We start from the raw sequence: 16,108 nt of genomic DNA on the forward strand, positions 1-16,108 counted from the left end.
TGTCGGGTGTGCTGGCCTGCACATTACAGCAAGCCGGTGCAGGGCGGGGGCGGTTGCGGCTATAATTTTTGTAGTCGATGACCATAAGAAGAGCGCGTCGCGCCATTACCCTGGAGACAGCATGCAAGCAATGAGTTATGTACACGGCGCCCACGAGACGCCGTTGATCGGCGAAACGATAGGCGCTTACCTGGACGGCATCGCCGCCCGCTACGGCCAGCACGACGCCCTGATCGTGGCGCACCAGAACGTGCGCTGGACGTATCTGGAATTCCAGCAGCGCGTGCACCGCCTGGCCGCCGGCTTGCTGAAGCTGGGCTTGCAGCCGGGCGACCGGGTCGGCATCTGGTCGCAGAACTGCGCCGAATGGGTGCTGACGCAGTTTGCCACGGCGAAAGCCGGCTTGATCATGGTCAACATCAACCCCGCCTACCGGCGTTCGGAACTCGAATACGTGCTCGACAAGGTGCAATGCAGCGCGCTGATCCTGTCGCCCAGCTTCAAGTCCAGCGATTATCTGGCCATCGTGCAAGACGTGGTGCCGGAAATCGCCCGTTCGCGCGCGGGCGCCCTGCAGTCGCCGCGCTTGCCGCAATTGCGCCACGTCATCCGCCTGGGCGCGGCCGCCACCCCCGGCATGCACAACTTCGACGCCTTGATGGACGGCATTACCGACGCCGACCTGGCGCACCTGGAAGAAGTGAGCGCTACCTTGCAGTTCGACGACGCCGTCAATATTCAGTTCACGTCCGGCACCACGGGCGCGCCGAAGGGCGCCACCTTGACGCACCACAATATCCTGAACAACGGTTTCTTCATCGGCGAAGCCATGCGCCTGACGCAACAGGACCGCTTGTGCATTCCCGTGCCCCTGTACCACTGCTTCGGCATGGTGCTGGGCAACCTGGCCTGCGTCACGCATGGCGCGGCCATGGTGTTTCCCGGCGAAGGCTTCGACCCGAAAGCCGTGCTGGAGACCGTACAGGCCGAGCGCTGTACGGGGCTGCACGGCGTGCCGACCATGTTCATCGCCATCCTCGACCATCCTGATTTCAAACAATACGATCTGTCGAATTTGCGCACCGGCATCATGGCCGGTTCGCCATGCCCGATGGAAGTCATGACGCGGGTCATCGAATTGATGCACATGGCGGAAATCACGATTGCGTATGGCATGACGGAAACGTCGCCCGTCAGTTTCCAGACGGCGATCGAGGATCCGCGCGAAATGCGCGTGTCGTCCATCGGCCGCGTCCATCCGCACCTGGAAGTGAAAATCGTCGATGCGGAAGGGCGCATCGTGCCGCGCGGCGAAAAGGGCGAATTGCTCACGCGCGGCTATTCCGTGATGCAGGGTTACTGGGGCGATCCTGAAAAAACCAGTGAGGCCATCGATGCGGCGCGCTGGATGCACACGGGCGACCTGGCCGTGATCGACGCCAACGGCTTTTGCAGCATCGTCGGCCGCTCGAAGGACATGGTCATCCGCGGCGGCGAAAACATCTATCCGCGCGAAGTCGAGGAATTCCTGTACCGCCACCCCAGCGTGCTCGACGTGCAATGCGTGGGCGTGCCGGATGCCAAGTATGGTGAAGAGTTGTGCGCCTGCATCATCTTGCGTCCGGGAACGCAGGCCACCAGCGACGACATCCGCGCCTTTTGCGACGGGCAGATCGCCTATTACAAGATTCCCCGCTATGTGCGTTTCGTCGAGGAATTCCCCATGACGGTGACGGGCAAGATCCAGAAATACCTGCTGCGCAAGCAGGTGGCGACGGATCTGGGGCTGAGCGGGGACTAAATCTTTTTGCCAGCGCATAAAAAAACACCGGGACGCTCGCGCGGCCCGGTGTTTTTTATGGATTCAGCGTAAAGCTCAGGCCATCGCGGCTTGCGGTGCGCGCGCTGGCGTGCGGCGGCGTACGAAGGCCAGCAAGCCCAGGCCGGCCAGCAGCATGGCGTAGGTGCCTGGTTCCGGCACTGCCGAGACGTTCACCGTGTTGAAGCCGGCGCCGTTCATCGAGACGTGGCCATAATTGATCGAGCTGACCGAATTGGCGACCAGGGTGCCGTTCATGCTGCCCGAACCGGAAAACGCGCTGTTCGGCGCCAGGATGCTGCCGTTGATGCCGACGTTGTTCAGGCTGGTGGTGGTGGCATTGGCGAAGTTCAGCAGCGTACGGTCGGCAAAGCTGCCGAAATTGTCGAAGCCGCCGCTCATGGTGATGTTGGTGGCGGTGCCGTTGATGATGATGCTGGCCGTGCTTTTCAGCGACGAGACGTCCAGGCTCAGGTTATGCAGGTCGTTTGCATTGATCGTGAAGACGTTGACGTCGGCGTTGATGTCGCCTACCAGCTTGAAGCCGCCGTATTGCGAAATCACGGTGCCGTTCGATTGCAGCTTGGCCACGTCGCCCGACAGGGTCGTCAATTGCTGCTGGGCAGCTGCAAAGTCCAGGGTGGAAGCATTGCCCTTGCTGAAGGTGCCCGTTGGGTACCACGATGGGGCCGTTACGGTGCCGTTGGCATTGCTCACGCCATATACGCCCGTACCGTTGATGCTGCCGCCGCCGATGTTCAGGTTGTTACCAGCGACCAGCGTGTTGGCGGCGCTGCCCGGCTTCTTGTTCGTGCCGACGCTGTAGCCTTCCAGATAGATATTGCCGCCGGCGGCCAAGCTGCCGCTGACGCTGGTAAAGCCGCTGGCGTTGCTGCTGCCGATGTTGCCGAAAATGAAGGCCGAGTAGCCGTTGGCGACGCCGAGGTCAATCACGGTGGCCTGGGCCGAGGCGCTGAAGGAGAAGGCGAACAGGGCGGCGCTGATGAGCGGCAAGGTACGTGTGGCAAATTTTTTCATGGACAACCTTATGGTGAATTGGGGGACGAATAGGGCGGGAAAGCAAGACACCGCCATCGCGCAAGCCATCATTATAATATAAAAAGCAATTCTAGTTCAATTTAGGTAATTAACTATATTTAAAAGCAACACTTTTGCTGACGGCAGTGATTGGCTTGCGGACATAAAAAAACCGGGCAAGGCCCGGTTTTTTTGCTGCTTACCTGACGCGCTGGTACAGGCGGAAGCGTTCCACGTCATCCGTGGGGCGGCGCCCTTCCCACAGCTTGATCCAGTCCGCGCCGTGGTGCTCGGGCAATTGTTCCTTGCTGTCGGGAACCTTGATGCTGTCTTGCAGCAGGAACACATCGCATTCCTGCTGCCCCACGCTGGCAAACGGCAAGTGGCCGAAGTAGGCGAACGAGGCGCGTTGGGCAGCGCCGACGTTGCTGTTGATGCACTTGCTGCCTGGCGGCAGGTGGACGGAAATCTGGTGCGCCACGCTGGCGTAGCTCTTGCTGTAGTTCAGCGGCGGCAGGAACAGGGTCATGATCAGCACCCAGATCAGGATCAGGCCGCCGGACGACAGCACCACGGCGCGCCACAGCACGGCCGGCTGGCGCGAGATGCGCCAGTGCACCAGCGCCACCCAGCCCGCGCTGGCGCAGGCGGCCACGAAGAAGGCCAGCAAGTCCAGCTCGGGCTTGAATCCTGGCATGAGTTTCAGGGCGTTGTGCGCCAGTTTTGGCGGCCAGCCGGTCAGGATGGCGAACCAGAACAGCCACAGCGCGAGGGCGCAGATGGTCAGCACCATCACGGAGAACCAGTCGATGGCGTTGATGGCGCCCCGCTTCATGGTCAGCAAGCCAAACGCGGCCATGACGGCCAGTGGCGGCAGCAGGGGCAGTAACTGGCTCGGGTCGGGATCGGGATGGCACAGGCCCAATATTGCCAGCATAGCAACAAAAGTCAGCGGCACGACGATGTGCAGCACGTGGTGCTGGCGGCGCCAGGCGTACACGGCCCAGGCGGCGAAAGGCCATGCGGGCCAGAAGAACCAGATGCCGACACGCAGGAAATACTGCACGCTTTTCAGGCTCGGAGCGCTGAACTGGCGGCAATTCCACTCCATCCAGGCGTGCAGCGGCGAATGGCCGTACGGCAGCAGCCATTCGCCCGGCAGCAGCCAGACGAGGGTCAGCGCGATGCCGATCAGGATGGCCAGCGCCAGGTGGCGTATGCTGCGCAGCAACGGCAGGCGCAGGAAGATAGTGCACAGCAGCAAGGCGATGCTCAGCGCCGCGGGCGTGATCCAGCCGCGCGCCAGGGCCAGGCCGCCCATCGCCAGGCCCAGCAGGGCCGCATTGCGCACGGACGGGCCTTCCATGTAGCGCACGGCGCGGTACAGCAAATAGGCCATCAGGGACACGTACAGCGCTTCGGCCGTGATGTCGTGGCTGTGCTGCAGCAGGCCCAGGCAACCCAGGTAGATGAGCACGGCGGCATCGGCCAGGGTGCGGCCGAAGTCGTCCGGCTCGGGCTGGCCGCCAAAGGCCAGGCGCAGCGGCTGGGCATCGCTGCGGCGTCCCAGGTTGAAGGCGGTGTACCAGACGGACAGGGTGCTGACGACGAAGATGCCGATGGTCGACATGCGCGCGCCAAAGACGTCGCCGTCGACCCAGCCGAACAGCTTGATGAAAATGGCGCCCAGCCAGAAGGCCAGCGGGCCTTCATCGGGCAGCGACAGGCCGGCCACGTTGGGCCACAGCCAGTCGTTCAGGCCGCCATGCGCCATGGTCCACATGATGCCGAAACTGGCGGCATCATCGTTCTTCCACGGTTCGCGGCCAATCAGGCCAGGCAGGATGTACAGCAGGCCAAGCGCAAACAAGGCCCATCGTGGCAGCGCGAGTGTGGCGGCGGCGGGAAGGCGGACTGGCTTCATCGATAATCGGTATCAGAATAGTGGCAAGACGCGACGAATGGCGTCGGGTATGCGCGAGTATAAAGTAAAGCGGCCAAAGACAAAAAAGGCAGCCGTAGCTGCCTTTTCTCTGGTAGCCGAAGCTGCCCTTTTTTGCCGCAAAGCGGCAAAAATTAGCCTGCTGCGACTGCGGTTTTCGAACCAACCGAACCGAACTTCTGACGGAACTTCTCGACGCGACCGGCGGTATCGACGATTTTGTGCTTGCCCGTGAAGAATGGGTGCGATTCAGCCGAAACCTCGATCTTCACCAGTGGGTATTCTTTACCGTCGTGGGTGATTTTTTCGCGGGTTTGGATGGTCGAGCGGGTAACGAATTTGAAATCGCACGACAGATCGTGGAAAACAACTTCGCGGTATTCTGGATGGGTATCGACTTTCATGGTCTTCTCTCTAGTTTGGTAGCCAAACAGCACTTCGTCGGTCGTCCTGCTTCTTGACCCGATTGCCGATCACTTGCCAGGGTTTAAAATAATGCAACCGTCGATTATATAGCGCTTTCCGGCGGACGGCAATAAAAAAGCCGCTCGATGAGCGGCTTGGGCCGGTAGTGCACGGATATGTGCCACCGAGGGGAGGGAAACCGTAGCGAGCAGGCCCGATATACGGCCGAGTAGCGCAGCTGTACGAAGGTACAGCGAGCAACACAGGCCGTAGAGCGGGACGCGCAGTAGGTTTACCCCCCTCGGCGCATCATGTCGAAGAATTCGGCGTTGTTTTTCGTCGCTTTCATCTTGTCCAGAATGAACTCCATCGCCTCGATCTCGTCCATCGAGTACAGCAACTTGCGCAAAATCCAGATTTTTTGCAATTCGTTCGGCTTGATCAGCAATTCTTCGCGGCGGGTACCCGATTTGTTCAGGTTAATTGCCGGATAGACACGTTTTTCAGCCAAACGGCGTTCCAGATGCACTTCCATGTTGCCGGTACCCTTGAATTCTTCAAAGATCACGTCATCCATGCGCGAACCCGTTTCGATCAGCGCCGTGGCGATGATGGTCAGCGAGCCGCCTTCTTCGATATTGCGCGCGGCGCCGAAGAAGCGTTTTGGACGTTGCAGCGCATTCGCGTCGACACCACCGGTCAGGACCTTGCCCGAGGCAGGGATCACGGTGTTGTAGGCGCGTGCCAGGCGGGTGATCGAGTCCAGCAGGATGACCACGTCCTTTTTCATTTCGACCAGGCGCTTGGCTTTTTCCAGCACCATCTCGGCCACTTGCACGTGGCGCGTGGCCGGCTCGTCGAAGGTCGAGGCGACGACTTCGCCGCGTACCGAACGTTGCATTTCGGTAACTTCTTCCGGACGTTCGTCGATCAGCAGCACGATCAGGGTGATGTCCGGGTGATTTGCCGTGATCGCATGGGCGATGTGTTGCAGGATCACGGATTTACCGGATTTCGGCGACGCCACCAGCAAGCCGCGCTGGCCTTTGCCGATCGGGGCGATCAGGTCGATGATGCGGCCGGTGATGTTTTCCTGGCCATTCATTTCACGTTCCAGGCGCAGCGGCTCGTTCGGGTGCAGCGGCGTCAGGTTTTCAAACAGGATGCGGTGTTTCGACATCTCCGGCGATTCGCCGTTGACCTTGTCGACTTTGACCAATGCGAAATAGCGTTCGCCATCTTTCGGGGTCCGTACCTCGCCTTCGATCGAATCGCCGGTGTGCAGATTGAAGCGGCGGATTTGCGAAGGGGAGATGTAAATGTCGTCGGTGGACGCCATGTAGCTGGCGTCGGGCGAGCGCAGGAAGCCGAAGCCGTCAGGCAGCACTTCCAGGGCGCCGTCGCCAAAAATCTGTTCGCCGGACTTGGCGCGTTTTTTCAGGATAGCGAACATCAGCTCCTGTTTGCGCAAGCGGGCTGCGTTGTCAATGTCAAGACCGATCGCCATCTCAAGCAGGGCGGATACGTGTAGGGCCTTTAGTTCGGATAAATGCATATGTGTTGAGTGTCCCGAGACGGGATGTAAAGGTAGGGGAGGGGACTGCGTGGCGTTGATTAATTATTGGGGAAGGCTGTGCACGAATGAGGGCAAAGCCGCTTCCCGGTCGTTCCAGTCAGGCGGCGCTGCGGGCGCAGCGCTGCCCATCATACATTAAATGTTGCTGTCGACGAAAGCGGTCAACTGGCCCTTGGCCATGGCGCCCACTTTTTGAGCAGCTGCAACACCATCCTTGAACAGGATCAGGGTCGGGATGCCGCGGATGCCGAACTTGGCAGGCACTGCCTGGTTCGCGTCCACGTCCATCTTGGCGATCTGGATGCGGCCGGCGTATTCCTTGGCCACTTCTTCCAGGATCGGGGCGATGGCCTTGCAGGGACCGCACCATTCTGCCCAGAAGTCGACCAGGACTGGCAAATCGGATTTCAGGACGTCTGCTTCAAAAGATGCATCGCTAATGTGTTTGATATTTTCGCTCATATTTTCCTCAAATGAGGGTGGGATCAATAATGCCTGGAATTAACCATACGCTGGTTCGCCATCCATGCTTCCTGGAATGCAGTTAGAAGATGGGGACAATGGGCACGACTTCAATGTCTTGGAAGGTGCGACCAGAGGTATGCAGGCGGGGATGGCTGAAATAATAACCCATTTTTTCAAAGCGTGGCGATTATTGCAGAAAAACTTGAGGCATATCGTCCCCATGCGTGCCGGCAGGGCGGCAAAGCCGCATGCCTGCTGGCCTGCAGCGCCGTATCCGCCCTCCCTACCGGCCTGCGCGCTCAGGCTTGCACGCTGGCCAGACGCGCCGAGTGCTGCAGTTGCAAGTTCACCATGAGCTGCAATTCCGCGCTTTCCATCGGCTTGCGGAAAGTGCCCAGGATATGCAGGCCGTTGGCCATGGCCAGGCGCTCGGCCGCCAGGCGCACGGCCGAATGCAGGCCCGACAGCAGGACCACGCCGCCGCGGAAGCCGTTTTCCGCCGCCATGCGCAAAAATTCGATGCCGTCGATGTCGGGCATCGACAGGTCGCAGATCAGCAGGTCGGGCTGGTGCTGCTTCAGGGTCGACAGCGCCTGTTCGCTGTGCGACTCGCAGCGGATATCGAACTGGCCCATTTGCTCGAGCATGTCGCTGAGCACGTCGAGCATGAAGACGTCGTCGTCCAGCAGCAGCACGCGCAATGGCGCCAGGCCTGCTTCGTTGTGTTCCCGGCTTGCTTGGTTTGATACAGTGTTCATCGTCATGTCTTTCTGTTGATATGCATCGTTGTCGATGCCGATACCTTGCCGCAATCCAATTTGGCGGTAGCTAATCGTCATTGGCAAAGCTGGTGTTATTCATGATTTGTTCGGTAATCTGTTCCAGCAGGGGCCACAGGCGCGTGACGATGCGCCGTGCCCGCTCCGCCTCGTCGGCCGGTTCGCCCGGCGCCAGGGTTTCCAGGTTGTGGCACAGCTCGGCCAGCCCCAGGGCGCCCACGGTGCGCGCCGACGACTTGATGCGGTGCCCCAGTTCGCGCACCTGGTGCACGTCGCCGCGCGCCAGGGCCGCATCGATGTCGCCGAAGCCATCCTGCGTGGTCTGCAGGAACTTGAAGGCGAACTTGCGCACCTTTTCCGGGTTGTAGCCCAGCAACTTGGCCAGGATGGACAAGTCGATCACTTGCGGATCGCCCGCCAGGGTGGTCTTGAAGGCGGGCGCGGCGCGGCTGCGCGCCGGTGGCGGCGGCGTTTCGTGCGCCGGCAGCCAGCTGGCGATGGTCTGGTACATCATGGCTGGCTGGATGGGCTTGGAAATGAAATCGTCCATGCCCGCCTCCAGGCAGCGCACGCGGTCTTCGCTGGTGGCCGTGGCCGTCATGGCCAGCACGCGCAGGTGCGCCAGTTGCGGGTCGGCGCGGATGTGGCGCGTCGCCTGCAAGCCATCCATCAGCGGCATCTGCACGTCCATCAGCACGCAGTCGAACTGGGTCTGGCGCAGCAGGTCGAGCGCTTCCTCGCCATTGTTGGCCAGGCAGACGGAGGCGCCCGCTTCCTCCAGCAATTCCAGCGCCACTTGCTGGTTGAACGTATTGTCTTCCACCAGCAGGATGCGCGCATGCTTGAGCGTGCGCATCACCAGGGCCGCGTCGGCGCTGGCGCGCATGGCGGCCGCCGTCTGCACCATGCTGTCGAGCATGGCGGGCGCGGCCTGGTCGGAAATGCCCAGGTTGGCCGTGAACCAGAAGGTGCTGCCGGCGCCTGGACGGCTGTCGACGCCCACGTCGCCGCCCATCAGCTGCGCCAGCTGCTTGCAGATGGCCAGGCCCAGGCCCGTGCCGCCATATTCGCGCGTGGTGGAGGTGTCGGCTTGCTGGAAGGATTGGAAGAGTTTACTCATTTCATCCTGCGACAGGCCGATGCCGTGGTCGCACACTTCAAAGCGCACGAGGCAGTGTTTCGCGTCCGCCACCACCCTGCGCACTTTCACGGTAATACTGCCCTGTTCGCTGAACTTGATGGCGTTATTGGCGTAGTTGATCAGCACTTGCCCCAGGCGCAGCGGGTCGCCCACGAGCACGGCGGGCAATTGCGGGTCGATTTCGAACAGCAGTTCCAGGTTCTTGCCGGCGGCGCGCGGCGCCACCACCGTCATCAGGGTTTGCACGACGTGGTCGAAACTGAAGTTGACATGCTCGATTTCCAGCTTGCCCGCCTCGATTTTCGAGATGTCGAGGATATCGTCGATGATGCCCAGCAAGTGCTCGCCGGCAAAGCGGATTTTTTCCAGGTAGTCGCGCTGGCGCGGTTCCAGGTCCGTTTTGAGGGCCAGGTAGGCCATGCCGATCACGCCATTCATCGGCGTGCGGATTTCATGGCTCATGTTGGCCAGGAATTGTCCCTTCGCCAGGCTCGCTTCTTCGGCCACCTGCTTGGCCTGGTCCAGCTGTTCCGTGCGCTGCGCCACGCGCTCTTCCAGATGTTCATTGAGCTCGCGCAAGGCGCTCTCGCTGCGCTTGTGATACGTGATGTCCGTCAGGCTGGCCACCACCATGCCCACCTTGCCGTATTCATCGCGGATCGCCTCGGTATTCACGGATAGCCACGACAGGCTGCCGTCGGGCTGCTGCACGCCCATCAGCACGTCGCGCATGGCTTCGCCCGTCGACAGGGTGATGTGCACGGGATGGCTGCGCTGGTCGAAGGCGGAGCCGTCTTCGCGGATGGCTTGCCACAGGCTGTTGCCGGCCGGACTGGCCGCCAGCATGCGTTCGGCGGCGGCATTGCTTTCCAATATGTGGCCATGGCTGTCCTGCACCACCAGGCCATTCGTCACGGCGCCGAACACGGACGCCATGCGCTGGCTCGAGTTCGACAGCGCGATCGACGCCTGGCGCCGCTCGGTGATGTCGGTGATCATCGCCAGGGTGCCGCCCGGCTCACCGTTGTCCGACTGGATGCTGGTGCTCGACAGCAAGCCCCACAGGCTGGACTGATCCTTGCGGAAGAAGCGGAAATCGACCTGGTCCGGCTGGCTGGCCTGACTGCCGTGGCTGGCCAGGCGGCGCTGCATCAGCAACTGGCTGTCGCGGTCCATGAAGTCGAGCAGGGGGCGGCCCAGCATTTCCTGCACCGTGTAGCCCAGCATGTGCGCCATCTTCGGGTTGACGAACGTGGTCTTGCCGTTCGCATCCGTCATCCAGATGCCTTCGGCGGCCGTCTGCACGATCAGGCGGTAGCGTTCCGAACTGGCGTGCAGCGCCTCTTCGGCGCGTTGCCGTTGCGTCATGTCGCGCAGCGAGACGATGGAAAACACCTGGCCGGCCATGCGCAGTGGCGACAGGCTGACCTTGGCGGGGAAGTGCGTGCCGTCGCGGCGGCGCGCCATCATCACCCGGCCTGGCAGGCTGTGCCGCCCTTGCGGGTCGCCTGCGGAGTGGCTGGCCGTGCTTTCCGGCACCAATTGCTCCAGCGACATACCCGTCAATTCGGCCAGCGGATAGCCGAAGCAGCGCGCGCCGATCTGGTTGGCGTAATGCACCTTGCCTTCGACGTCGGCCACCAGCATGGCTTCGGGCGCCGCTTCCAGCATCGAGCGCATGCGCGATTGCTCATCCTGCTTGCGCTCGCTGATATCGCAGACGATGCCGCTGGCCTGCGTGGCGCCGCCGTTCGAGGCGCGCGACAGGACGGCGCCGCGCGCCAGCAGCCAGCGCCAGTGGCCGTCGCTGTGCCGCAAACGGAATTCGCAATTGAAGGTGCCGGGCGCCTGGCCATCCAGGTGCTGGCGGAAGGCAAGGCTCAGGCGGGCGCGGTCATCCCGGTGGACTTCGGCCAGCCAGTCGGCCAGCGCATGCTCGAGTTTGGCATTCTTGTCGCCCAGGACATCCTGGTACTGGGGCGCGAACTGCAGCCGGTCGGACTGGGGCCGCCAGGTCCAGCCGGCCATGGTGGCGCCGCGCAAGGCTTGCACGGCATCCTGTTCGGCCTGGGCGTGCGCCGGTTGGGGCTGGCGGTGCAACTGCTGGCGCAGGCGCCAGGCTTGCCAGCAAGCCAGTCCCGCCAGGGCGGTGGCGCTGGCAGCCGCATACGGCCACAGCAATGCCGGCGCCATGACGGCTGCCGCCGCCTGCACCGGCAGCGAAAGTGTCATGCCTGCCGCCAGCATCGTACGAGCGAGCCGGCGCAGCGCAGGGCGCCGTGGGCGTGGTGCGCCGAAACTCGTGTGGCTGCAATACGACAAATGCATCCCTTTCTGGGGCGTGATTGGACTAGGCTGGCAGTACATGAGGCGCGCTCAAATAAACGCCTGCGGCGCTTTCTGGCGGCAACTATAGCATCGAATATTTACTCGGAGTATTTAAGTTCAGAAACGGCCAAAACGGGATTTTTTTTGCCCCGAAATGGCCGTTTTTTTCGCGATTTGGTGAGAATTAGTGAGAAAGTTGGCGCGAATTCGTGCTACTGAATCGAGGCGATAGCCTCAGCTAAAGCTGCCGGCGAATTGATAGCGGTGTCCCGGATGCCACATGGTGGCGATCGAGGCGATCTTGCCGCCCGAACGCGTCTGGCGGCGCAGCACCAGGCACGGCTGTTTGGTGTCGATGGCCAGCATTTCGGCGATGTCGCGCGGCGCCGACAGCGCTTCGATGCTGTAGGTGGCGCCTTGCAGGGGCGCGGCAGCCATCAGGTATTCGTTTGGTGTGATGCTGGAAAAATCCTGCGTCATGTAGTCGGGCGCGCACTCTGGATTGACCCAGCGGTCTTCCACCTGGATCGGCACGCCATTTTCAAAATGCACGATCAGCGAATGAAACAGCGGGTGTTCCGGCGGCAGGCCGAATTGCTTGGCCAGCAAGTCGGAGGCCTTGGTGCGTTCCAGCAATTGCAAGCTGCTGCGGTGGATATGTCCGCGCGCCCGCACTTCATCGGCGATACTCTTGATTTCCAACAAGGTCGCCTGGTATTTTTGCTGTGCCACATAGGTGCCGGAACCCTGGCGCCGCGTCAGCACTTGCTCGCTGGTCAGTTCGCGCACGGCGCGGTTGACCGTCATGCGCGAAACGCCGAATTGTTTGACCAAGGCTTGCTCGGAGGGAATCACGTCGCCTTCCTTCCAGCGTCCGGCGGCGATGCCGGCCAGCAGAAAATCCTTGATGCGCTGGAAAATGGGCGTATTTTCTTGTGTATTGTGGTCGTCCAATGCGGTTTCTCCGGGGCACGGGCAGGGCGCGCCGCCGGCTGGAGGCGCGATGGCCGATTTTAGCACCGAGCACGATGCCCGCCGCCAGCCTTTTTTTTGAATTCAAAAGCAAGCGCCGGAGTGTGGCGCGCGCGGCGACTGGCTATGCTGGTGACTTACTATTGACTTGCATGGAGTTGGCCATGGAACACTCTTATTCGACCGATGATGAACGCTGGGATGCCCTGCAGCGGCGCGCGCCCGACGCCGACGGCGTCTTTTACTATTCGGTGCGCACGACGGGCGTGTATTGCCGGCCCTCCTGCGCGGCGCGCCCCGCCTTGCGCCGCAACGTGGCTTTCCACGCCAGTTGCGAGCAGGCGGAGGCGGCCGGTTTTCGTCCCTGCCTGCGCTGCAAGCCCAACCTGCCGCCGCTGGCCCAGCGCCAGGCGGCCATCGTGGCCGACATCTGCCGTTTGATCGACGCCAGCGACGAGCTGCCCGACCTGGACAGCCTGGCACAGGCCGCCGGTCTGAGCCGTTTTCACTTTCACCGCGTCTTCAAGGCGCACACGGGCATCACGCCGAAAGCGTATGCGGCGGCGCGGCGCGGCGAGCGCCTGAAGGCCGGCTTGCAGGGGGCGGGTAACGTCACCGAGACCTTGTACGCGGCCGGTTTCAATTCCAGCGGCCGCCTGTATGCCGCCACCCCGGGCTTGCTGGGCATGACGCCGGGCGCGTTTCGCGCCGGTGGCAGCGGCGCCGTGATCCGCTTTGCCATCGGCGCCTGTTCGCTGGGCGCCATCCTCGTGGCCAGCACGGACAAGGGCATTTGCGCGATTTTGATCGATGACGACCCGGAAGTGCTGCTGCGCGACTTGCAGGATCGCTTTCCGCAAGCCGAGCTGCGCGGCGCGGAAGCCGACTATGAACAGACGGTGGCGCAAGTCGTCGGCCTGGTCGAGGCGCCGGGCCTGGGCCTGGACTTGCCGCTCGACGTGCGCGGCACGGTGTTCCAGCAGCGCGTGTGGCAAGCCTTGCGCGAGATTCCTGCCGGCAGCACGGTCAGCTATGCCGAGCTGGCGCGGCGCATCGGCTCCCCGCAAGGCGCGCGCGCCGTGGCGGGCGCCTGCGCCGCCAATGCGCTGGCCGTCGCCATTCCCTGCCACCGCGTGGTGCGCAACGATGGCGCGCTGTCCGGCTACCGCTGGGGCGTGGAGCGCAAGCAGGCGCTGCTGGAACGCGAGGGCGAACGGTGAGGGTGCTGGACTGGCGCCAGATCGAGGATGATCTGAATCAATACGGCTGCGCCGTCGTGCCGGGCTTGCTGAATCCCGCGCAGTGCGCTGTGCTGGCGGCGCAGTACGACGATGCGTCGCGTTTTCGCAGCAGGGTGGTGATGCAGCGCCATGGTTTTGGGCAAGGTGAGTACCAGTATTGGGCGCATCCGCTGCCCGACGCTGTGGCGGCCTTGCGCACGGAGCTGTATCCGCCGCTGGCGGCCATCGCCAACCGCTGGCACGCCAGCATGGGCCTCGATAGCCGCTTTCCCGTGGCGCACGCCGATTTCCTCGCGCGCTGCCATGCGGCGGGGCAAACCCGGCCCACGCCCTTGCTGCTGCGCTACCGCGAAGGCGATTACAACTGCCTGCACCAGGACTTGTATGGCGAGCACGTGTTTCCGCTGCAACTGGCCGTATTGTTGTCGCGTCCGCAAGACGATTTCACGGGCGGCGAGTTCGTGCTGACGGAGCAGCGCCCGCGCATGCAGTCGCGCGCCGAAGTGGTGCCGCTGGCGCAGGGCGACGCCGTGCTCTTTCCCGTCGCGCAGCGCCCCGTGAATGGCACGCGCGGCAGTTACCGCGTGAACATGCGCCATGGCGTGTCGCGCCTGCGTTCGGGCTTGCGCCACACCCTGGGCATCATTTTCCACGATGCGAGCTGAACGGTAGCTGCGGCGCTTGAGTTTCCAGGATTACATGGCATGATGGCTGCTTCTTGTCACTCTTTCATTTCTGCCATGTCCGCGCTGCTCCGCCTGTTGTGCCTGTTGACCATTTTCCTGCTGCCCGCAGCCCATGCGGACGATGGCGTGCCCGCGCTCGTTGCGGAGGCCGCGTCCGTCGTGGCGCCGTCGCAGGCCGGGGCGGCCAGGACGGCGCCGCTGATGTTTGCCAACCGCAAGGTGTTCGTCTTCCGCGCCGCGCTGGCCGGCTATCCGCCCGATGAGCGGGCCACGGGCGCGCAGCGCCGGCTGGAAAGCGTGCTGGCCAAGAATGGCCCCTTGCAGACGAGCACGCGCATGATTCCCGAAGGCACGCAAGTGCTGCTCGACGGCGTGCAGCTGTTCGTCGTCGTGCCTGGCGACGTCAACCAGCTGGCCGGCGACACGACGGAAAGCGTGGCGAAAGCGGCCGCCATCGAGTTGAGCAAGGCCGTGCTCGATTACCGCGAACAGGGCAGCTGGCGTTACCTGGCCATCGCCGCCGCCGTGTGCGCGGCAGCCACCCTCGTGTTCTGGCTCGTGTGGATGGGGCTGACGCGTCTGTATCACTGGGCCAAGCGCCGCAGCGGCATCCTGCTGGCCTCGCGCCTGCGCGACGTGCGCCTGAAGAACGTGCGCGTGCTCGACGCCGAACATTACATCGCGTTCGCGTATCAACTGCTGAGCGCCGTGCTGTGGGGCTTGCGCCTGATGGCCACGTATCTGTGGGCCGCCTTCGTGCTGGGCCGCTTGCCCTACACGCGCTCGTGGGGCGAAAGCCTGAGCGGCTATCTGTTCGACGTGGCCGCCGACGTCTTCCACGCCATCATCGGCGCCTTGCCGGGGCTGGTGCTGGTGTGCGTGATCTTCGCCATCGCGCGCCTGATCGCCGCCACGGCCGCCTCGCTGTTCAAGCGCGTGGAAAGCGGGGAATTGCAAATCGGCTGGCTGGACAAGGACACGGCCCTGCCGACGCGCCGCATCGCCAGCGTGGTGATCTGGCTGTTCGCGCTGGCCATGGCCTACCCGTATCTGCCGGGCTCGCACACGGCCGCCTTCCAGGGCCTGTCCGTGCTGGTGGGCCTGATGGTGTCGATCGGCGCGTCGAGCATCGTGGGGCAGGGCGCCAGCGGCCTGATCCTGATGTACACGCGCGCCCTGCGCAAGGGCGAATATGTGCGCGTGGGCGACAGCGAAGGCACGGTGGTCGACGTGGGCATGTTCGAGACGCGGCTGCGCACGGGCCTGGGCGAAGAGGTCGCCTTGCCGAACGCGTGGGTGATGTCGCAAACGACAAAGAACTATTCGCGCGCCCAGCCCGGCGGCGGCTTCGTGCTCGACTCCACCGTTACCATCGGCTACGCCACGCCGTGGCGGCAAGTGCACGCCATGCTGGAACTGGCCGCGTCGCGCACGACGGAACTGTCCACCACGCCGAAACCGTACGTGATGCAACTGGCTCTGCAAGATTATTACGTGCAATACCGCCTCGTCGCCTACGCCAGCGCCGAAGTCCCCCGCCAGCGCGCCGAAGTGCTGAACCGCTTGCACCAGAACATCATCGACGTCTTCAACGAATTCGACGTGCAGATCACCTCGCCGCACTACATCGATGACCCGAAAGAGTCGCATGTGGTGCCGCCGGAGCAGTGGTTCAGGGCGCCGGCGAAGCGGGGGGAGGAAGATAAATAACGTCGA

The 16,108-nt window shown here is 62.8% G+C and carries 12 protein-coding genes; 4 read left to right on the forward strand and 8 right to left on the reverse strand.

Annotated features, from left to right (window positions below):
• Positions 1-121: 121 nt before the first annotated feature.
• A complete protein-coding gene (locus O0881_RS21800; protein ID WP_251350164.1) occupies positions 122-1,801 on the forward strand; it encodes an AMP-binding protein in 1,680 nt (559 codons plus the stop codon).
• Positions 1,802-1,876: 75 nt separating this feature from the next.
• Here O0881_RS21800 and O0881_RS21805 read toward each other — a convergent pair whose 3' ends face one another.
• The 8 genes from O0881_RS21805 to hutC all read right to left on the reverse strand — a co-directional run bounded on the left by O0881_RS21805 (position 1,877) and on the right by hutC (position 12,447).
• Positions 1,877-2,857, reverse strand: coding sequence for a choice-of-anchor A family protein (locus tag O0881_RS21805; RefSeq protein WP_251350165.1), 981 nt, complete (start codon positions 2,855-2,857; stop codon positions 1,877-1,879).
• Between the two features lie 199 nt (positions 2,858-3,056).
• A complete protein-coding gene (locus tag O0881_RS21810; protein ID WP_289913031.1) occupies positions 3,057-4,781 on the reverse strand; it encodes a glycosyltransferase in 1,725 nt (574 codons plus the stop codon).
• Positions 4,782-4,933: 152 nt separating this feature from the next.
• Complete coding sequence (locus O0881_RS21815; RefSeq protein ID WP_034746247.1) at positions 4,934-5,203, reverse strand: type B 50S ribosomal protein L31; 270 nt, start codon at positions 5,201-5,203, stop codon at positions 4,934-4,936.
• A 293-nt stretch (positions 5,204-5,496) separates the two neighbouring features.
• Positions 5,497-6,759 (reverse strand): transcription termination factor Rho, encoded by a 1,263-nt coding sequence (rho, locus tag O0881_RS21820; RefSeq protein WP_034746249.1) that lies wholly within the window; start codon positions 6,757-6,759, stop codon positions 5,497-5,499.
• A 156-nt stretch (positions 6,760-6,915) separates the two neighbouring features.
• Complete coding sequence (gene trxA / locus O0881_RS21825; protein ID WP_077408631.1) at positions 6,916-7,242, reverse strand: thioredoxin TrxA; 327 nt, start codon at positions 7,240-7,242, stop codon at positions 6,916-6,918.
• 302 nt (positions 7,243-7,544) lie between these two features.
• Complete coding sequence (locus O0881_RS21830) at positions 7,545-8,003, reverse strand: response regulator (RefSeq protein ID WP_251350167.1); 459 nt, start codon at positions 8,001-8,003, stop codon at positions 7,545-7,547.
• Positions 8,004-8,073: 70 nt separating this feature from the next.
• Positions 8,074-11,397, reverse strand: coding sequence for a PAS domain-containing hybrid sensor histidine kinase/response regulator (locus O0881_RS21835; protein WP_289913033.1), 3,324 nt, complete (start codon positions 11,395-11,397; stop codon positions 8,074-8,076).
• Between the two features lie 330 nt (positions 11,398-11,727).
• Positions 11,728-12,447: a histidine utilization repressor gene (gene hutC, locus O0881_RS21840; RefSeq protein WP_070254615.1), complete on the reverse strand. Its 720-nt coding sequence runs from the start codon at positions 12,445-12,447 to the stop codon at positions 11,728-11,730.
• A 182-nt stretch (positions 12,448-12,629) separates the two neighbouring features.
• On the opposite strand from hutC, the gene ada reads away from it, so the two are divergent.
• From ada to O0881_RS21855, 3 genes are all read left to right on the forward strand, one after another.
• Entirely contained in the window at positions 12,630-13,685 is a 1,056-nt protein-coding gene (ada, locus tag O0881_RS21845) for a bifunctional DNA-binding transcriptional regulator/O6-methylguanine-DNA methyltransferase Ada (RefSeq protein WP_289913034.1), read from the forward strand.
• Entirely contained in the window at positions 13,682-14,371 is a 690-nt protein-coding gene (locus O0881_RS21850) for a 2OG-Fe(II) oxygenase (protein ID WP_289913035.1), read from the forward strand. Before ada ends, O0881_RS21850 begins: the two co-directional genes overlap by 4 nt.
• Before the next feature lie 75 nt (positions 14,372-14,446).
• Entirely contained in the window at positions 14,447-16,102 is a 1,656-nt protein-coding gene (locus tag O0881_RS21855) for a mechanosensitive ion channel domain-containing protein (protein WP_289913036.1), read from the forward strand.
• The last annotated feature ends 6 nt before the right edge of the window (positions 16,103-16,108 follow it).

Origin of the sequence: Janthinobacterium sp. SUN100, from assembly GCF_030397705.1 — a bacterium.
Classification (GTDB): domain Bacteria; phylum Pseudomonadota; class Gammaproteobacteria; order Burkholderiales; family Burkholderiaceae_D; genus Janthinobacterium; species Janthinobacterium kumbetense.